This window comes from Micromonospora sp. NPDC126480, assembly GCF_040302465.1.
Classification (GTDB): Bacteria; Actinomycetota; Actinomycetes; order Mycobacteriales; family Micromonosporaceae; genus Micromonospora.
This window is the reverse complement of the sequence record NZ_JBEORU010000028.1, coordinates 40,297-58,163: the sequence shown is the minus strand read 5'-3', so window position 1 is coordinate 58,163 and position 17,867 is coordinate 40,297. Positions and strand designations below refer to the sequence as shown.

Here is a 17,867-nt window from a genome sequence, read left to right as displayed (position 1 = left end):
CGGGGCGGACCGCCCGGCAAGTGGCTGCGGGCACCGGCTGGACGCCGGTGCCCGCAGCCGGGCCCGTCAGCCGGCCACGCCGGTGACGCCGCCCCCGTTCTTCGTGACCCGGTAGGTCACCCGCTCGCCGCTCCAGAAGTGGAAGGTCAGGGTGACCGGGCTGTTGTCGTTGACCTCGGCGAAGAACTCCGGGGTCAGGGTGATCACACCGGCCGCGTAGTCCGGCGCGAACGTCACGTCGAACTCCTTGTACGACGTCCAGTTGTGCGGCCCGGCGTTGCTCCCGTCGGCGTACCTGGCCTCCATCGTGGCGAGTTGATCGCCCCGGAACTGGGTGGGGATCGCGAACGAGCCCGTCGTTCCGGCGGCGTTCGACAGCACCGGCCGGTCGTACGTGATCACGTTGACCCGCCACGGCACGCCGGCCGAGAACCGCAGGTGCAGCGTGGCGTTCACGCCGTACGCCCGATTGCCGGTCAGGCGGGTGAGGGCGGCGGCCGTGAAGGTCAACTGATCGCCCGAGACGGTGTAGTCGCTGCCGCGCACCAGGTCGGTGCCACCCTGCCGTACCCCGACGAACGACGTGCCGTTCAGGTTCAAGGTCAGCGACTTGCTCGTGATCGCCGTGGCCCGTGCGTTGAACAGCAGGTCGGACGACGCGGTGCCGGAGCGGGTGGTCCAGCTCGACGCGATCTGCGCGAACAGCTCCGGGTCGCGCCACTGGAAGGTGGTCCGGTTGAAGTGCTGCCCGTTGTCCCAGAGCATCGTGGTCAGTTGGCGCGTCCGCGCGTAGTACCCCAGGAACTCGAAGAACTTCAGCTTCTCGCCCTGCTCGATGGTGCCGGTGTGCCGGTCGAAGCCGAGCAGGCCGTACTCGCCGATGATGACCGGTATGCCCCGGCTCACGAACGCGTTGTGGACCCGGTCGAAGGAGTCGGTCAGGTCCTTCTGCACGGTGGCGTCGAACCGGGTGCCGCCGGCGACGTTGACGCTGAACGGCCAGTAGCCGTAGAAGTGCACGGTGGCGATCAGGTTCCGGTCGTCGAGGGCGCTGAAGGTGGCCAGCAGCTCGTCGATCCGGGCCTGCTCGGACGAGGTGTGCAGGGTGGGCAGCACCAGCAGCCGGGTGGCGTTGTAGCCGCCGGACTGGCGCACGATCCGGTGGAACGACGTGTTGAGCTCGTTCAGCAGGCTGGCGTTCTGGGCGTCGCCGGAGCTGCCGGTGAACTGCGGCTCGTTGACGCTCTCGAAGACCAGCTTCGACGAGGAGTTGCGGAACGTGCTCGCCAGCTGGGTCCAGATCGCGTTGTAGCGGTTCAGCACATTGGTGCGGTCGGTGGGCATGGTGTTGATCCACTGCCACGAGTCGTGATGAATGTTGATCATCACGTAGAAGCCGTCGGCGAGGGCCCAGTCGACGACCTCCTTGACCCGGTTCAGGTACGCGGCCTCGATCGTGTGGTTCGGCGCCCCGCCGAGATGCGCCGACCAGGTGACCGGGATGCGGATGCTCTTGAAGCCCTGTGCCTTGACGTTCTCCAGCAGGGCCTCGGTCACCCGCGGGTTGCCCCACGAGGTCTCATCGGCACCGGTGGAGTCGAGGGTGTTGCCCAGGTTCCAGCCGGGCTGCATCGCGGCGACGGCCGCCATGGCGTCGGTGCCCGGCGGCGGTGTGGTGGGCGGTGGCGTCGTCGGCGGCGGCGGTGTGGTGGTGGGCGGCGGCGTCGTGCCGCCCACGGACCCGGTGCAGGTGACACCGTTGAGCGCGAACGTGCTGGGCGCGGTGTTCGTGCCCGACCAGGAGCCGTTGAAGCCGAACGACACCGAGCCGTTTGTGGGCAGGCCTGCGTTGTAGCTGACGTTGCTGGCGGTGACCTGGTCACCGACCGCGGTGATGGTCGCGTTCCACGCCTGGGTCACTCGCTGGCCCGAGGGGAACGTCCAGGTCAGGTTCCAGCCGTTGATCGGGTCCCCGAGGTTGGTGACGGTGACGTTGGCCGTGAAACCGCCCGGCCACTGCGAGGGCGCCGCGTAGGTCACCCGGCAGCCGGCCGCCGCGTGCGCGGTGCCGGCGACGGCCAGCGCGAAGCCCGCCAACAGCGTGGTGACTGCGGTCGCGACCAGGCTCAACCGCCATCTCGTTCTTCGTAGGGTGCCGGGCCGACCGGTCATGCGTGCCTCCGAAACGGTGGTGAGGTGCGGGGTCAGGTGCAAGGCGCCGGGCATGGTGACCCAGCTCGATCCCGAGATTAAGTTTGGATTCTAAACTTTGTCAATCGGCGGCTGCCGATGTCTGCGTGGTGGAGGCGGCGCGACGGAGGAGGTGAATGGATGTTCGACGAGTGGACAAATACAACGTTCGGCTCTTATCGGAAGTAACGGCAAGTGACGTTTCCTTCTCGGTGGGTGCCGGGTTGAACCGGATGTGACAGCCATATCAGCGGTCATCGACGGCTCGAACCCCGACGCCGCACCCCGCTGGCGGGTCGCCTGGGCCCGTCGCGAGGACGCCCGGCGCCGGTACGCCTACCACGAGGCGGTCGCCGCCTGGGACCGGCACCACGAGCACCTCCTCCGGCTGCGGATCGAGGCGGCCACCTTCGAGGGCTGCCACCCGGCGCGGGACAGCCTGCCGGTGCGGTTCGAGGACGACGAGGTGGTCTTCCGGGTCGTGCCGACGGCACGGCTGGTCGAGGTCCCGGCACGACACGTACGCGGGCTGCCGGTTCCCGACCTGACCGTCGGCGCGAGCGCCACGCCACTCGACGGACGCCTGCCGCGCGGCTTCCGGGTCGTGGCGGCGGGCGCGGCGGTGATCACGGATCGACGGGTGGCGTTCGCAGGGCCGGAGAGCCGACGTGAATGGTGGTACGCGGACACCACCGGCATCGCCCAACACCCCGGCGTGCCCCTGACACTGCTGCACACCTTCGACTGTCGCCGGCTCGCCGGGCTGCTCGCCGAGCCGGCCGGTGCGGTGAACGCCCGCTTCTACCTCACCCTCGCGTACGCCACCGCCACCGACCGGCGGGCCACCGTCGTCGCCGAGATCGACGCCCTGCTGGCGGAGCACGAGGCGACCCGGCCGAACCCGCCGGCACCGGCACGGCCGTCGGACGCCCCGTTCACGGCGCTGCGGCCGGAGCGCCGGTTCGGCACCGCGGTCGCGGCGGCGGCGACGCTCACCGCCCTGACGGCCGGATTCGTCGACGCGGAATCGGCTGAGCGACCGCACCGGACGGAGGTCGCCGCGACCCTGCCCGGCACCGCCGACCGGCCCGGCCCGGCCGGGGCCGCTCCCCCGGCGCCGGCCACCCCGACGACCGCTGCGCCGGTCCCGCAGGCCGCCGCCCGCGAGCCGCTGCCGCCGGCAGCTCGGACGCGGCATCCGGCACGGGTCGCACCGGAGGTCCGGCCGCCGGTGCGGGACACCGTCGCCCCGGCGGTGGACGCCAGCCCGGGCGGCCGGCCCACCACGAGCCCGACGCCCGGCACCACCCCGACTCCGACTCCGACCCCGTCACCGAGCGCTCCGCCGAGCGCGACACCGACTCCGACGGACACACCGACGCCGGCCACGACCAGCCTGCTCACCGTGTGCGTCGGCGTCGTCGAGTTGCCGATCGTGGACCCGCTCCTCTGCCCCGGCGACTGATCGCCGGCGCTAGCGCACGGCACACCTTCGCAATCTTAATAGTAAAGATTGTGAACAGTAGTGCTACAGTGAGCGCCATCGATAACTGGCCCCGTGTTGCCGGCGCGGGGCACCCGGGAAGGAGCGAGCACATGTCGAGACTGCGCGCCCTGGCCGCGCTGGCGGCACTGGCCGTCGCCGGTGGGCTGATGGCGATCATCCCGTCGACAGCGGCATCCGCCGCCGCCTGCGCCACACCCTGGCAGGCCTCGGCCGTCTACACCGGAGGCGCCCAGGTCTCCCACAACGGCCGCAACTACCAGGCGCGGTGGTGGACGCAGAACGAGGCACCGCCGGGGACCACCGGCGTCTGGCAGGACCTGGGCAGCTGTGGCGGCGGAACCACCCCGCCACCCGGCGGAACCTGCAACCACCCGAACTGGGTCGCCGGCACCTGGTACCCCGCCGGCAGCATCGTCCGGTACACCAACGGGCTCTACTACATCGCCGAGCACGACAACCCGGGCTACGACCCGATCATCAGCACCTGGTACTGGAACCCGTACACCTGCGGCAGCCAGCCGCCCACCACCCCGCCTCCCACCAACCCGGGCGGCTTCGTGGTGACCGAGACCCAGTTCAACCAGATGTTCCCGGGCCGGAACTCCTTCTACACCTACTCCGGGCTCGTGGCCGCCCTGAGCGCCTACCCCGCGTTCACGAAGACCGGCAGCACCACCGTGCAGCGGCAGGAGGCCGCCGCCTTCCTGGCGAACGTGCACCACGAGACCGGAGGGCTCGTCCACATCGTCGAGCAGAACCAGGCCAACTACCCGCACTACTGCGACGCCAGCCAGCCGTACGGCTGCCCCGCCGGCCAGGCCGCCTACTACGGACGCGGCCCCATCCAGCTGAGCTGGAACTTCAACTACAACGCCGCCGGTAACGCACTCGGGCTGCCGCTGCTGACCAACCCCTGGCTGGTGCAGAACGACGCCGCGGTGGCCTGGAAGACCGCGATCTGGTACTGGATGACCCAGAACGGGCCGGGCCGGATGACCGCCCACTCGGCGATGGTCAACGGCGCCGGCTTCGGTGAGACCATCCGCAGCATCAACGGCTCGATCGAGTGCAACGGCGGCAATCCCGCCCAGGTGCAAAGCCGGGTGAGCCGGTACCAGCAGTTCGTGGGCATTCTCGGCGTACCCGCCGGGGCCAACCTCTACTGCTGACCCGCACCGGCCGGGCCCGCGCCGTCACCCGGCGCGGACCCGGCGCGGGCGGCGCGATCCGGACATCCACCGCGAGTCGGGGTTCAACCGGCCGGTTGTGGGAACCCCCGGCCGGTGCCGGACCTCCTGACCAGCGTGCCCTGGCCGCCGGGGTTGAGCATCGCCCTGTTCGGGGTCGCCGGCGTGCTGACGGTGTTCGCCAGCATCCGCCTGGTCACCCTCGGGGACACCCTCGCCGACCGGACGGGTTGGGGCGAGGCCTTCTTCGGCGCGGTCTTCTTCGGGCTGGCGACCTCCCTGTCCGGCATCGTGATGACCGCCGTCACGGCGGTGGCGGACCAGCCGCAGCTCGGGTACGGCAACGCGGTGGGCGGGATCGCCGCGCAGACCACCGCGGTCGCGGTCGCGGACGCCTTCCACCGCCGGGTCAACCTGGAGCACGCCGCCGCGTCGCTGTCGAACGTGCTGTTCGGGGCGCTGCTCATCGCGCTGCTCGCACTGGCGCTGCTCGGCTCGTACGCGCCGGAGGTCACCCTGGCCGGCCTGCACCCCGCCTCGTTCGCGATGGTCGCCGCCTACCTCGGCGGCCTGCACCTGATCCGCCGGTCCGGGGCCAGCCCGCTGTGGCAGGCCGTCGCCACCACCGAGACGTTGCCGGACGTCCCGCACGACCACGGCAGCCTCGACCGGACCAGCACCACCCGGCTCTGGGTGCGGTTCGCGGCGGTCGGCCTGCTGGTCTCGGTCGGCGGCTGGGTCATCGCGCGGGCCGCCGAGAGCCTGGTCGTGGTCACCGGCCTCAGCGCGGGCTTCGTCGGCGCGATCCTGATGGGGGCCGTGAACGCCCTGCCGGAGACGGTCACGGCCGTGGCCGCGGTCCGCCGGGGCGCCCCCACCCTGGCCATCGCGGCCGTGCTCGGCGGCAACGGGCTGGACGCCCTCAACCTCGTGGTCGGCGACATCGCGTACCGCGGCGGGTCCATCTACCACGCCGCCGGTCCCGAAGAGCTGTTCGTGACCGCCAGCGCCCTGTTCATGACGGCGGTCCTGCTCGGCGGGCTGCTGGTGCGCCAGGCGTGCGGCTGGGGACGGCTCGGCTTCGAGGGGATCGTGCTGCTGGGCAGCTACGCCACGATGACGGCCGTCCTGGCGGTGTGACCGTGCGCTCCAGGTTCGCCCGCCGGGCGTGACGGTGGCGGTGACCGGGTACAACAGGGGCCATGGGCCGACTCAGCACGTCACCTCCGCCGTCGCGCGCCGTCGAACTGCGCCGGTGGCGGCTGTCCGACGCGGCCGAGTTGCGGGGGCTGCGCGCCTCGCTGCACGAGGAGCTGACCGGTTCGGTGCTGCCCGACGGCGCGGCCCTGGACGAGGTGCCCGAGATGATCGTGCTGATCGCGACGGAACTGGCGACCAACGCGCTGCGGCACGGCATCCCGCCCACCATCGTCCGGCTGCTCGCCACCGACGATTGTCTCATCCTCGACGTGGCCGACCACGACCTCGGCACGCCTCCGGATCTCAGCGAGACGCAGCCGACCGGGGCGGGCGGCCGGGGCCTGCACATCGCGCAGCGCCTCTCCCTGGACGTCGGCTGGTACGCCACCGAGACCACCAAGAACATCTGGGCGACCTTCCCGCGCAAGTGAGCGCCACCGGCCGGAGGCCAAGGTCAACGGCCCGGCATACACTGGCGCGATGGACACGTCCGCATCGTGCGGTCATCTCTGCTGGTCGTACGACGACCGGCAGGTCTTCGCCGCGCACGCGGAGCGCCTCCTCGCCGCCGGCCTGGCAGCCGGCGAACAGGTCTGGTACGTGACGCCCGCCCCGCCGGAGGCGGTCACCGACCGGCTGGTCCGCCGGCCCGACTTCGCCGCTGCGCTGGCCCGGGGCGCCGCCGCCGTGGTGTCCCTCGGCGACACCTACGCCTCGGGTGTCGTGGTCGACCCACCCGCGCAGGTCGCGGCGTACGCCGCCGCCACCGACGCGGCGCTCGCCGCCGGGTTCACCGGCCTGCGGGTGGTGGCCGAGGCGACCGAACTGGTCCGCACCCCCGCCCAGCTCGAGGCCTTCACCCGCTACGAGCACCAGATCGACCGCTGGATGCGCACCCGGCCGTTCGGCGCGGTGTGCGCGTACGACCGGACGGTGCTGGGGGATGCGACCGTGCTGGCGCTGGCCTGCATGCACCCGGCGAGCAACCGGCCCGACCTCCTCTTCCACCTGTACGGCGCCGCCGAGCCGGACGGGCACGCCGCGCTGGCCGGCGAGCTGGACCTGTCGAACCACGATCTGTTCCGCACCGCGCTGGAACGGGCCGACCTGCACCCGACCGACGGCCGCCTGGTGTTCCACGCCACCGCGCTGCGGTTCCTCGACCACCGGGCGCTGGCCGTCCTCGACGCGTACGCGCGGCGCCGGAACGCCGTCGCGGTGCTGCGGACGGCCCGTCCCGCCGCGGCCCGGTTGACCGAGCTGCTGGGCCTCACCCGAGTTCAGGTGGAGCTGATCCGATGAGGACCGGTGCGGCGGCCGGGCACACCGGCTACTACCACGAGGCGGTCCGCTACGACACCGACGAGGAGCTGCTCGCCGTCGCGGTGCCGTTCCTCAACGGAGGTGTCGAGGCCGGCGAACCGACGTTCGTGGCGCTGGGTGAAGGCACCGGAAAGCTGGTGCGGGCGGCCCTGCCGGCGGACACAACGGTGGAGTTCCTGCCCGGCGGCGACCTGTACGCGCGGCCCGCCGCCGCGATCCGCTTCTACCGCCAGCTCCTCGCCGACCAGGTCGCCGCGGGCGCGCGGCAGATCCGGATCATCGGCGAGGTGCCGGAGGTGGCGCTCGGCGCGTTGTGGGACTGGTGGGCGCGGTACGAGTCGGCCATCAACCGGGCGTACGACGACTTCCCGCTGTGGAGCATGTGTGCGTACGACACTCGGATCTGTCCGCCTGAGGTGCTGGCGGACGTGGCCCGCACCCATCCCCGGTTCGCCACGCCGGACGGGCGGCACGTGCCCAGCCCCACGTGGACCCGCCCGGAGAGCTTCCTGCGGGAGGACCGGCCGTTCACGCCCGACCCGGTCCAGGCGACCCGACCGGCGATCGAGCTGTACGACCCGACGGCCGCCGAGGCCCGCGCCGCCGTCCAGCGGGTGGATCCGGGCCGGCTGCCGGTGGACCATCTCGAGGACCTGGTGGTCGCGGTCAGCGAGACGGTCACCAACGCGCTGCGCCACGGTGAGCCGCCGGTGCGGCTGCGGGTGTGGGCGGCTGCCGATCGCATCGTCGTCACGGTCAGCGACGCCGGTTCCGGCCCGGCCGACCCGTTCGCCGGGATGCTCCCGGTCGGCGACGGCGCACCGGGTGGCCTGGGCATGTGGATCACCTACCAGTCGTGCAACCACGTCAGCCGCCACCGCGGCCCGGACGGCTTCACCCTTCGGCTGACCGCCGGCTCGCTCTACACCGCGCGCTGACCCGTGACTCGCCTCCCGTGGCGACAGCGGCGGCACCGGCGGGTCGGCCGGTCAGCGGCGGTTGCCGGGCCGGCGGAAGAGGACCAGCCCCAGGCCGATCATGCTCACGGCGAGGAAGAGGTGCAGCCAGTTGTCGGCCGTGTTCAGCGGCACGAAGTTCGCCGCGCTGTCGTGGTCGACGACCAGGCCGTACAGCCAGAGGACCAGGTAGATCGCGCCGCCGCCGACCAGGAACGCGCGGGCTCCGGGAATCGTCCGGGCCAGCGCCAACCCGGCCACCCCGTACGCGAAGTGCACCAGGTTGTGCAGGATCGACACCTGGAAGAGACCGAGCAACTTCGCTTCGGACTCGTGCCCGGCGAACTTCATCGTGTCGTAGTCGGTCGTGATGCCGGGGATGAACCCGAGAATCCCGATCAGCAGGAAGACCACGCCGTAGAGCTGTGCGGCGGTGCGCACCGGATGTTTCCCGGTGGTGCCGGATCTGTTGACCATGTCGTCCACCCCCGTCGACGGTGACGCCGACCCGGGCACCGTCCGGGTGGCGGTGAAATGCGACGTGGCTACCCCCGGCCGGGCGGATCATGCGGCCCGGGTGGCACCCATCACGGTCGTCCGGGTTGCGGGGCGGCCGGAGGTACGGTCGGCCGGGCGCGGATTCTTCGACGAGCGGGGGGAGCGGCGGTGCCGGATGCCGAGGAGCTGGTCGGCGACGCCGTGACGGCGGCGCGCGGCAGCGACGTGCGCCGCGCGGAGCGGCAACTGGACCGGCTGATGATCGGCGCCGTCGACGCGGCGGGCACGCGACAGGTCGACACGGCGCTGCTGGACCGGCTGGCGCGGGGCGTCGGACGGCTCGTGCCGCGCGGCTGGCAGCCGGCCGACCTGGCCCGGATCGCGACCCGCCGGCTCGGGTCGCGCGACGCCGGGCTGGTCGTGGACGCGCTCGCCGCGCACCGCCGGGACCTGACCGCTCCGGTCCCCGAGTGGTGGGACGCGCAGCTTCGCGAACTGGACGCGTCGGTGTGGTGGGAGGCCGACGGTCGCCACCTCACCGGCTGGTCGGCGCGCACCGGCACGGACCGGTACAGCGCTCTGCGCGCGGCCGTGGCGGCGGTGGCGTTGCTCGACGGGCTGCCACCGGTCGCGCTGCTCCGCCCACCGCCCGGCTCGCCGGTGGCGGTGAGCGGCGGCGGCCGTACCGGCGGGTCGCGGATGCTCGACCGGGTGCGCGCACTGCTGGCGAAGGCCGAGTCGACCACCTTCCCCGCCGAGGCGGAGGCGTTGACCGGCAAGGCCCAGGAGCTGATCGCGCGGCACAGCATCGAGGCCGCGCTGCTGGCCGCGCCCGGGACGGACGAGGTGCCAACCGGGGTGCGACTCGGCACCGAGGCGCCGTACGCCGGCGCGAAGGCGCTGCTGGTGCAGGAGGTCGCGGCGGCGAACCGGTGCGAGGCGGTGTGGTCCGACGACCTGGGCTTCAGCACGGTGCTGGGCTGGGCGGCCGATCTGGAGGCGGTCGAGCTGCTGTACACGTCGCTGCTCGTGCAGGCCACGGCGGCCATGCTGCGGGGGCGCGACCAGCGGCGGCCGACCGGCGGGCGGCGGACCCGCGGGTACGACGAGTCGTTTTTGAACGCGTTCGCCCTGCGGATCGGGGAACGCCTGCGGTCGGCGACCGGGGCCGCCACCGAGTCCGCTGGAACCGACCGTCTGCTGCCGGTGCTCGCCGCGCGTTCCGAGGCGGTGCGGGAACGCCTCGACACCCTCTTCCCCGGAGTCACCCGGGCCCGGTTGACCGTACGGGACGCCGAGGGCTGGTCGTCGGGGACGGCCGCCGCCGACGCCGCGTCGTTGGCCCCCGGCCGGCCGGCCCGACCGGTGCGCGGTGGCCGGCGCCGGTGACTTTCGCCCGTCCCGATCGTCTACCTGAACATGAGCGTGGTGACGTGTCAGCTTTCGGTGTCACTTGACGGGTACGTGGCGGGACCGGACCAGAGCCGCCAGGATCCCCTGGGGCGGGGCGGACTGCGCCTGCACGAGTGGCTCTTCGCCGCCGACCGGTGGCGGGAGCAGCACGGCCGGGCCGGTGGCGAACCCGGGGTCGACTCGCAGGTGGTCGACGAGGTGACCCGGGGCGTCGGGGCGTACGTGATGGGGCGCCGCATGTTCGGCGGCGGCGAGGGGGCGTGGGACGAGAGCTGGCGTGGGTGGTGGGGCGAGGAGCCCCCGTTCCGCACGCCGGTCTTCGTGCTCACGCGGCATCCCCGCCGGTCGCTGCCGATGGCCGGTGGCACCGAGTTCCACTTCGTGACCGACGGGATCCGATCGGCGCTGGAGCAGGCCCGTGCGGCCGCGGGTGACCGGGAGGTGGCGGTGGCCGGTGGTGCGAGCGCGGTCCGGCAGTACCTCGGCGCCGGTCTGGTCGACACGCTCCAGCTGCACATCGTGCCGGTCGTGCTGGGCGCGGGCGAGCCGCTCTTCGCCGGTCTCACGGATCTGCGGCTGGAGCAGACCCGGGTGGTCGCCGGTCCGACCGTCACCCACGTGACGTACCGCGTCCTGCGCTGACTGGAGCTCGGCCGGCGCGCGACACGGGGGCGCGCGCCGGCCGCCGCGCAGCACGACCCGCGGTCACCGTCGGGTGGTGCTGACCGCGGGTGGGGGCGCGGCCTCGCCGCGGTGGTCACCGTGCCCCGTCAGGACCAGCACGGCCAGCGCCGCCAGGGCGGCAGCGCGCCGCGCGATCACGACCGACCGGGACACCGGTTCACCCCCGTTTCGCACCGGGGCGTCCGGAGTGGACGCCCGCGACCGGGACGTCCGCCGGACGCCCGGGACGCCGCTCCCGAAGTGAGGCCCCGGCGTCGTCCTGGCAACGAGTGGACTCGTCGGCGGGACACGTCACCGCCGGGGCGGCACAGCCGGCCCGGCGGGACGCGTACACCGTTTCTCAGCTCCGGAAGACGTCCTTGATCTTCTCGCCGGCCTGCTTCAGGTCGGCGCTGGCCTGGTCGTTGCGGCCCTCCGCCTCGAGCCGCTCGTTGTCGGTGGCGCGCCCGGCGCCCTCCTTGAGCTTGCCGGCGGTGTTCTCGGCGGTGTTGTTCACCTTGTCTTCGATGCCCATGTCGGCCTCCAGAGTCCGGGGGTACGTCACCTTCCGGTGTACCCCGGAGACCGACCTCCAACCGTGGTCAGGCCACCGGCCGGAAACCCCGGAGCCGGAGGCTGTTGGCTACCACGAAGACCGAGGAGAAGGCCATCGCCGCGCCGGCGATCATCGGGTTGAGCAGTCCGGCCGCGGCGAGCGGCAGGGCCGCCACGTTGTAGGCGAACGCCCAGAACAGGTTTCCCTTGATGATCGCGAGGGTGCGGCGGGAGAGCCGGATCGCGTCGGCGGCGGCGATCAGGTCACCCCGGACCAGGGTCAGGTCGGAGGCCTCGATCGCCACGTCCGTACCGGTGCCCATCGCCAGCCCGAGATCGGCCTGGGCGAGCGCGGCGGCGTCGTTGATCCCGTCGCCGGCCATCGCCACGACCCTGCCCTCGTCCTGGAGCCGCCGCACCACCGCGACCTTGTCCGCCGGCAGCACCTCGGCGATCACCTGGTCGATACCGACCTCGGCCGCGACCGCCCGGGCGACGGTCTCGTTGTCGCCGGTCAGCAGCACCGGCGTGAGGCCCAGCTCCCGGAGTCGGGTGACCGCGGCCGCGCTTGTCGGCTTCACCACGTCGGCCACCACGAGGACGCCACGCGCCCGCCCGTCCCAGCCGGCGAGGACCGCCGTCCGACCGTCGGCCTCCGCGGCGGTCACGGCCTCCGCGACCTCCTCCGGTACGACGAGATCCCGTTCCCGCAGCAGCCTCGGCCGGCCGACCAGCACCTCGCGGCCGGCGACGGAGCCGGTCACGCCGAGCCCTTCCAGGTTGGTGAACCCGGACACCGACGGCAGGTTGACCTCCTGTCCGGCACCGGCGGCGATCGCCCGGGCGATCGGGTGCTCCGACGCGGCCTCCAGGGCCCCGGCGAGGCGCAGCAACTCGGAGCGGTCCTGCCCGCTCGCGGGGAGCACGTCCACCAGGGTCATCCTCCCGGTGGTGACCGTGCCGGTCTTGTCCAGCACGACCGTGTCCACCCGCCGGGTCGACTCCAGCACCTCCGGACCCTTGATCAGGATGCCGAGCTGGGCGCCCCGGCCGGTGCCGACCAGCAGGGCGGTCGGCGTGGCCAGGCCCAGGGCGCACGGGCAGGCGATGATCAGCACCGCCACGGCGGCGGTGAACGCGGCCGTCGGCCCCGCCCCGCTGCCCAGCCACCAGCCCAACGTGCCGGCGGCGAGCGCGATCACGATCGGCACGAAGACGCCGGAGATCCGGTCGGCGAGGCGCTGCACGGCGGCCTTGCCGGTCTGCGCGGCCTCGACCAGGCGCGCCATCTGCGCGAGCTGGGTGTCGCCGCCGACCCGGGTGGCCCGGACGACCAGGCGGCCGCCGGCGTTCACGGTGGCCCCGACGACCGTGTCGCCGGGCGCGACCTCCACCGGGACGGACTCCCCGGTGAGCATGCTGGCGTCGACCGCGGAGGTGCCCTCGGCCACGACACCGTCGGTGGCGATCTTCTCGCCCGGGCGCACCACGAACCGGTCCCCCACCGCGAGCTGGTCGACCGGGACGCGGACCTCCGCGCCGCCGCGCAGCACCGCCACGTCCTTCGCGCCCAGCTCCAGCAGGGCGCGCAGGGCCGCTCCGGCGGTGCGCTTCGACCGCGCCTCGAAGTAGCGGCCGGCCAGGATGAACGTGGTGACGCCGGCCGCCGCCTCCAGGTAGATGTTGCCCGCGCCGTCGCCGCGGACGATGTCGAAGCTGAACGGGTGGGTCATGCCGGGCGTACCGGCGGTGCCCAGGAACAGCGCCCACACCGACCAGCCGAACGCGGCCAGGGTGCCCAACGACACAAGCGTGTCCATGGTCGCCGCGCCGTGCCGCAGGTTGACCCAGGCAGCCCGGTGGAACGGCAGGCCGCCCCACACCACCACCGGGGCGGCCAGGGTCAGCGACAGCCACTGCCAGTAGGTGAACTGCCAGGCCGGCACCATGGCCAGCACGATCACCGGCACGGTGAGCGCGACCGACGCCCACAGCCGCGTACGCAGCCCGCGCAGCTCGTCCACCGGCTGCTCGCCCGCGCTGGCCGGCGGGGGCGGCACGACCGCCGTGTAGCCGGTCTTCTCGACCGTGGCGATCAGGTCGTCCGGGGTGACGTCGTCGGCGTACGCGACGCTGGCCTTCTCGGTGGCGTAGTTGACCGTGGCGGTGACGCCGGGCATCCGGTTGAGCTTCTTCTCGATGCGAGCGGCGCAGGAGGCGCAGGTCATGCCGCCGATCGCCAGCTCGATCTGGTGGGGTGCCATCGGCAGGGGCTTGCTCGTGGTGGTCATCACGCGGTCCCGTCAGTCGTGCCCGTGGCCGGGGGTGCCGTGGTCGGCGCCGCCGGTCGGGGCGGGTGCGCTGGTACTGGTCGGCGTGGGCGCGGGGGCGACCGTGACCGCCCCGCCCGTCGCTCCCGCGACGAGAGTGAACTCGGCGGTCCGCACCACGCCGTCGTGCTGGAAGTCCAGGTAGAGCCGGTAGGTGCCGGTGGACGGCACCTCGGCGAGGAAGGTCACCTCGGGGCCGGGCCTCGTCCGTCCGTCACCCGGCGCGCCGTCCGGGTGGACGTGCAGGTACGCGAGGTCGCCGTGACGCAACGCCACCAGGTGACCGTACGCGCCCAGGTAGGGCTCCAGGTCGGTGACCGGCTCGCCGTCGCGGCTCACGGTCAGGGTCAGCTCGCTGGTCCGGCCCGGCTGTGCCGCGCCGGCCAGGGTGACCGTGTAGCCGTCGACCGTGGTGCTGGTCGCGGGCGGCGGCAGGGGCCGGTCGACCAGCTCACCGGGGACGGTCACGTCGACGCCCAGGGTCAGCGGCTCGCCGCCGCCCGGGGTGAAGTCGGCGAAGACCCGCCACACGCCCGGCCCGGTCAGTGGGGAGTCGACCCGCCAGGTGCCGTCCGGAGCCAGTTCGGGGTGCACGTGGCGGAAGCCGGACAGGTCCCGGCGAGCCACGATCAGGTGCATGCGCTTGTCGTGCGCCACCTCGTACGCGGTGACCGGTTCGCCGTCCGGGCCGGTGATCTGGAAGGCGAACTCCCCGGGCGGTGCCTCGACCGGGCGGAGGGTGTGGCCGCGGTCGGAGACGAGCAGGCCGCCGGGCAGGTGGGCGCCCGCCGACTGGCCGTGCCCGGTCTCGTCGGTGTGCGCGGTCTCACCGGCGTGCCCGGTGTCGTCGTGGCGGGTGTCGGCGGCGGGGGCGACGGGGCCGGTCACCTGGCCGACCCCGTACGCCGCGCCGAACACCGCCACGAGGCCGAGCGCGAAGCCGCTGAGCTTCGTCGCCGTGTTCATGGGGTACCTCGGTCTCTCCGTGCGTCAGGCGCCGACGAGGTCGTAGCCGGCCTCGTCGACCGCGGCGCGCACGGTCTCGATGTCCAACGGGTCCGCACTGCTGACGGTGACCTGACCGGAGGCCAGATCCACCTGGACGTCCCGGACGCCCGGGATCGCGCCGACCTCGGCGCTTACCGAGCTCACGCAGTGCCCGCAGGTCATGCCCTGCACCTGGTACGTGGTGGTGACCATGGAACCTCTCCTTCTCCGTCACCCAGCATACCCCCTGGGGGTAACTGCCCAGGACAGTAACATACCCCCTAGGGGTACGCTATCCTGGTTCGCATGACCACACCCACGCCCGCCCCGATCCGGGGCTACACCGCCACCAAGGACCAGCTGCTCACGCGGCTGCGCCGCATCGAGGGGCAGGTCCGGGGCATCGAGAAGATGGTCGACGAGGACCGGTACTGCATCGACGTCCTCACCCAGATCTCCGCGATCCAGGCGGCGCTGGACAAGGTGGCCCTCGGCCTGCTCGACGGGCACGCACGCCACTGCCTGCACGAAGGGGCCGCCGAGGGTCGGGCCGACGAGATGGCCACCGAGATGATGGCCGCCGTCGGCCGGCTGATGAAGCGCGGCTGACCTCCCCGCGCGTTAAGAAGGGGCCCTTTCACCTCGCGAGGCGTTAAGAGGGGGCCCTTCCTTGCTCTCGAGGCGCACCCGCCGCAGCAGCTGGGCGTTGAGCGCCACCACGATCGTCGACCCGGACATCAGCACGGCCGCCAGCGCGGGACTCAACGCCAGCCCGGCCCAGACGAACACCCCGGCGGCCAGCGGCAGGGCCACCACGTTGTACCCGGCCGCCCAGCCCAGGTTCTGCCGCATCTTCCGGTACGACGCCTGGGAGAGCCGGACCACCGCGCCGACGCCACGCGGGTCGGACGAGGCGAGCACCACCCCGGCCGACTCGATCGCGACGTCCGTACCCGCCCCGATGGCGATGCCCACGTCGGCCCGGGCCAGGGCCGGCGCGTCGTTGACCCCGTCACCCACCATCGCAACCGTCAGGCCGCGTCGCTGCAGCTCGGTCACCTTGCCGTCCTTGTCCGCCGGCAGCACCTCGGCGAACACCTCGTCCACGCCACGCCGGAAACCCAGGTCGGCGGCCACCGCCTCGGCCACCGGCCGGGCGTCTCCGGTGATCATGGCGATGGTGTGGATTCCCTCCGCGCGCAGCTCGTCGATCGCCTGCCGCGCCTCGGGCCGCACCTCGTCGGTAAGCGCCACCGCCCCGAGCACCGCGTCCGGCAGCCGCACCAGATGCAACACGACCGCGCCCCGGTCGGCCCACCGGTCACTCGCCCCGGCCAACGGGGCGGGCGGCCGCACACCCAGCTCACGCAGGAGAGCAGGACCCCCCACCGCGTACTCCCGGCCCTCGACCGTCGCCCGCACCCCGCGGCCGGGCAGCGAGCGGAACCCGGTCCCAGCGGGGACGGCGCCGCGCTGCTGGGCGGCCGTGACGATCGCACGCGCCAACGGGTGTTCGCTGTCCGACTCGACCGCCGCCGCGATCCGCAGCACCTCGCCGTCGGCGGCGTCCGGCGCCGCGGCCACATCGGTGACGACGTGCTCCCCCCGGGTCAGGGTGCCGGTCTTGTCGAACAGCACCGCGTCGACGGTGCGCATCCGCTCCAGCGCCAGCCGGTCCTTCACGAGGATCCCGGAGCGGGCCGCGAGCGCCGTGGACAGGGCGATCACCAGCGGGATCGCCAGGCCCAGCGCGTGCGGGCAGGCGATGACCAGAACGGTGACCGTGCGGACCACGGCCTCGTCGGCGTTGCCGAACGCCGTCCACGCGAGCACCGTGACCACGGCGGTGGCCGTGGCGACGTAGAACAGGCCGGCGGCGAACCGGTCGGCCAGCACCTGGGCGCGGCCGCTCGACTGCTGCGCCTGCGCCACCATCCGTTGGATGCCGGCCAGGGTGGTCTCCTCGCCGAGCGCCTCGACCCGGACCCGCACCGCGGAGTCGGTGGCGACGGTGCCCGCCACCACGCGGTCGCCCACCGAGCGGGTGACCGGCCGGGACTCCCCGGTGATCATCGACTCGTCCAGCTCCGCGGCACCGTCGGTGACCCGGCCGTCTGCCGGCACCCGCCCGCCGGGCCGCACCAGCACCACGTCACCCACTCGCAGGTCGCCGACCGGCACCCGGGCGGTGGCGCCGTCCGCGGCGACCCGCTCGGCGTCGTCCGGCAGCAGGGCGGCCAGCGCCGCGAGCGCACCACGTGCCTGCCCGATCGCCTTCATCTCCTGCCAGTGGCCGAGCAGCATGATCGTGACCAGGGCCGCCAGCTCCCACCAGAAGTCCAGGTCGAACGCGCCGAGGCTGGTCGCCAGCGACGCGGCGTACGCGACCGTGATCGCCATGGCGACCAGCAGCATCATCCCCGGCGCGCGGTCCCGCAGCTCCCGGACGGCCCCGACCAGGAACGGCCAGCCGCCCCACCAGAACACCACCGAGCCGAGCACCGGCCCCACCAGTGACCGGCCCGGAAACTCCAGCCGGTAGCCGAACCATTCCATCACCAGGTGGCTGGTCAGCACGACCGGCACGGTGAGCAGCAGGCAGACCCAGAACCGGCGGCGGAACATCTCCGGGTCGTGCCCGGCGTGCTTGTCGTGCCCGGCGTGCTTGTCGTGCCCACCGGGCCGCCCGTGCCCGCCCTCGACCTCGTGCCCGCCCTGGCTCTCGTGCCCGCCGTGCGCTGGGCCGCCGCCCGGCTTCGGATGCGCCGCCATGCTCTCAACATCCCCCGCCGGCACCCGGCCGCGGGGCGCAACCGCCAGGTCCGGCGGCCGACACCACGGCGCGCGACCTGCGCCCGCGGGGTCGCGCTGGCTACGATTCGGCCGATGGCCCTTCGGATCCCGTACCGCCCGGCCTCCGCCCACCCCGGGGCGCCGGTGCCGCCGCCGACCGCGCGCGGCCACACGGGGCCCGGCCCGGCCGTCACGGTACGTGGCCACGACGCCACCCCCGGACGTCTCGCCGGGAGGAGTTCGGGGGAACGCTGAACCGTCCGAC

17 protein-coding genes are annotated in these 17,867 nt (G+C 73.2%); 9 read left to right on the top strand and 8 right to left on the bottom strand.

The genetic code is table 11. The features are described 5' to 3' along the window. Positions 1–66: 66 nt before the first annotated feature. Positions 67–2,172, bottom strand: coding sequence for a cellulase family glycosylhydrolase (locus ABTW87_RS23290; protein WP_502891632.1), 2,106 nt, complete (start codon positions 2,170–2,172; stop codon positions 67–69). 253 nt (positions 2,173–2,425) lie between these two features. On the opposite strand from ABTW87_RS23290, the gene ABTW87_RS23285 reads away from it, so the two are divergent. The 6 genes from ABTW87_RS23285 to ABTW87_RS23260 all read left to right on the top strand — a co-directional run bounded on the left by ABTW87_RS23285 (position 2,426) and on the right by ABTW87_RS23260 (position 8,345). Further along, complete coding sequence (locus ABTW87_RS23285) at positions 2,426–3,655, top strand: hypothetical protein (RefSeq protein ID WP_350653071.1); 1,230 nt, start codon at positions 2,426–2,428, stop codon at positions 3,653–3,655. A 131-nt stretch (positions 3,656–3,786) separates the two neighbouring features. Further along, positions 3,787–4,866 (top strand): glycoside hydrolase family 19 protein, encoded by a 1,080-nt coding sequence (locus ABTW87_RS23280; protein ID WP_350653070.1) that lies wholly within the window; start codon positions 3,787–3,789, stop codon positions 4,864–4,866. Between the two features lie 114 nt (positions 4,867–4,980). Beyond that, a complete protein-coding gene (locus ABTW87_RS23275; protein ID WP_350653069.1) occupies positions 4,981–6,024 on the top strand; it encodes a sodium:calcium antiporter in 1,044 nt (347 codons plus the stop codon). Positions 6,025–6,086: 62 nt separating this feature from the next. Further along, on the top strand, positions 6,087–6,515 hold the full coding sequence (locus tag ABTW87_RS23270; protein ID WP_350653068.1) for an ATP-binding protein: 429 nt from the start codon (positions 6,087–6,089) through the stop codon (positions 6,513–6,515). Between the two features lie 49 nt (positions 6,516–6,564). Next, positions 6,565–7,386 (top strand): MEDS and STAS domain-containing protein, encoded by an 822-nt coding sequence (locus ABTW87_RS23265; protein ID WP_350653067.1) that lies wholly within the window; start codon positions 6,565–6,567, stop codon positions 7,384–7,386. Further along, positions 7,383–8,345 (top strand): anti-sigma factor RsbA family regulatory protein, encoded by a 963-nt coding sequence (locus ABTW87_RS23260; protein ID WP_350653066.1) that lies wholly within the window; start codon positions 7,383–7,385, stop codon positions 8,343–8,345. The genes ABTW87_RS23265 and ABTW87_RS23260 overlap by 4 nt, the downstream gene beginning before the upstream one ends. Before the next feature lie 51 nt (positions 8,346–8,396). Here ABTW87_RS23260 and ABTW87_RS23255 read toward each other — a convergent pair whose 3' ends face one another. Then, positions 8,397–8,840 (bottom strand): DUF4383 domain-containing protein, encoded by a 444-nt coding sequence (locus tag ABTW87_RS23255; protein ID WP_350653065.1) that lies wholly within the window; start codon positions 8,838–8,840, stop codon positions 8,397–8,399. 189 nt (positions 8,841–9,029) lie between these two features. On the opposite strand from ABTW87_RS23255, the gene ABTW87_RS23250 reads away from it, so the two are divergent. Together ABTW87_RS23250 and ABTW87_RS23245 are read left to right on the top strand one after the other, a co-directional pair. Further along, a complete protein-coding gene (locus tag ABTW87_RS23250) occupies positions 9,030–10,250 on the top strand; it encodes a DUF2786 domain-containing protein (protein WP_350653064.1) in 1,221 nt (406 codons plus the stop codon). 30 nt (positions 10,251–10,280) lie between these two features. Continuing rightward, complete coding sequence (locus ABTW87_RS23245) at positions 10,281–10,916, top strand: dihydrofolate reductase family protein (RefSeq protein WP_350653063.1); 636 nt, start codon at positions 10,281–10,283, stop codon at positions 10,914–10,916. Between the two features lie 63 nt (positions 10,917–10,979). Here the strand turns inward: ABTW87_RS23245 and ABTW87_RS23240 are convergent, their stop codons facing one another. The 5 genes from ABTW87_RS23240 to ABTW87_RS23220 form a co-directional block, all read right to left on the bottom strand. Beyond that, positions 10,980–11,111 (bottom strand): hypothetical protein, encoded by a 132-nt coding sequence (locus ABTW87_RS23240; RefSeq protein WP_350653102.1) that lies wholly within the window; start codon positions 11,109–11,111, stop codon positions 10,980–10,982. 187 nt (positions 11,112–11,298) lie between these two features. Further along, positions 11,299–11,472, bottom strand: a complete 174-nt coding sequence (locus ABTW87_RS23235) for a CsbD family protein (protein WP_350653062.1) — start codon at positions 11,470–11,472, stop codon at positions 11,299–11,301. 67 nt (positions 11,473–11,539) lie between these two features. Then, complete coding sequence (locus ABTW87_RS23230; RefSeq protein ID WP_350653061.1) at positions 11,540–13,783, bottom strand: heavy metal translocating P-type ATPase; 2,244 nt, start codon at positions 13,781–13,783, stop codon at positions 11,540–11,542. Positions 13,784–13,795: 12 nt separating this feature from the next. Continuing rightward, positions 13,796–14,788 carry a DUF8832 domain-containing protein gene (locus tag ABTW87_RS23225; RefSeq protein ID WP_350653060.1) on the bottom strand — a complete coding sequence of 331 codons (993 nt, stop codon included), beginning with the start codon at positions 14,786–14,788 and terminating at the stop codon, positions 13,796–13,798. A gap of 24 nt (positions 14,789–14,812) precedes the next feature. Next, entirely contained in the window at positions 14,813–15,022 is a 210-nt protein-coding gene (locus ABTW87_RS23220; RefSeq protein ID WP_350653059.1) for a heavy-metal-associated domain-containing protein, read from the bottom strand. 93 nt (positions 15,023–15,115) lie between these two features. On the opposite strand from ABTW87_RS23220, the gene ABTW87_RS23215 reads away from it, so the two are divergent. Then, the gene (locus ABTW87_RS23215) at positions 15,116–15,418 is read left to right on the top strand and encodes a metal-sensitive transcriptional regulator (protein WP_350653058.1); all 303 of its coding nucleotides are present in this window, start codon (positions 15,116–15,118) and stop codon (positions 15,416–15,418) included. 12 nt (positions 15,419–15,430) lie between these two features. Here ABTW87_RS23215 and ABTW87_RS23210 read toward each other — a convergent pair whose 3' ends face one another. Further along, positions 15,431–17,581, bottom strand: a complete 2,151-nt coding sequence (locus ABTW87_RS23210; protein ID WP_350653057.1) for a heavy metal translocating P-type ATPase — start codon at positions 17,579–17,581, stop codon at positions 15,431–15,433. Positions 17,582–17,867: the final 286 nt, after the last annotated feature.

Bases quoted from the DNA above. Each gene is read 5' to 3' on its own strand.
- ABTW87_RS23230 (WP_350653061.1), bottom strand. From the start codon at position 13,783: ATGACCACCACGAGCAAGCCCCTGCCGATGGCACCCCACCAGATCGAG.
- ABTW87_RS23235 (WP_350653062.1), bottom strand. From the start codon at position 11,472: ATGGGCATCGAAGACAAGGTGAACAACACCGCCGAGAACACCGCCGGC.
- ABTW87_RS23225 (WP_350653060.1), bottom strand. From the start codon at position 14,788: ATGAACACGGCGACGAAGCTCAGCGGCTTCGCGCTCGGCCTCGTGGCG.
- ABTW87_RS23265 (WP_350653067.1), top strand. From the start codon at position 6,565: ATGGACACGTCCGCATCGTGCGGTCATCTCTGCTGGTCGTACGACGAC.
- ABTW87_RS23280 (WP_350653070.1), top strand. From the start codon at position 3,787: ATGTCGAGACTGCGCGCCCTGGCCGCGCTGGCGGCACTGGCCGTCGCC.
- ABTW87_RS23215 (WP_350653058.1), top strand. From the start codon at position 15,116: ATGACCACACCCACGCCCGCCCCGATCCGGGGCTACACCGCCACCAAG.
- ABTW87_RS23220 (WP_350653059.1), bottom strand. From the start codon at position 15,022: ATGGTCACCACCACGTACCAGGTGCAGGGCATGACCTGCGGGCACTGC.
- ABTW87_RS23210 (WP_350653057.1), bottom strand. From the start codon at position 17,581: ATGGCGGCGCATCCGAAGCCGGGCGGCGGCCCAGCGCACGGCGGGCAC.
- ABTW87_RS23270 (WP_350653068.1), top strand. From the start codon at position 6,087: ATGGGCCGACTCAGCACGTCACCTCCGCCGTCGCGCGCCGTCGAACTG.
- ABTW87_RS23245 (WP_350653063.1), top strand. From the start codon at position 10,281: ATGAGCGTGGTGACGTGTCAGCTTTCGGTGTCACTTGACGGGTACGTG.
- ABTW87_RS23290 (WP_502891632.1), bottom strand. From the start codon at position 2,172: ATGACCGGTCGGCCCGGCACCCTACGAAGAACGAGATGGCGGTTGAGC.
- ABTW87_RS23255 (WP_350653065.1), bottom strand. From the start codon at position 8,840: ATGGTCAACAGATCCGGCACCACCGGGAAACATCCGGTGCGCACCGCC.
- ABTW87_RS23260 (WP_350653066.1), top strand. From the start codon at position 7,383: ATGAGGACCGGTGCGGCGGCCGGGCACACCGGCTACTACCACGAGGCG.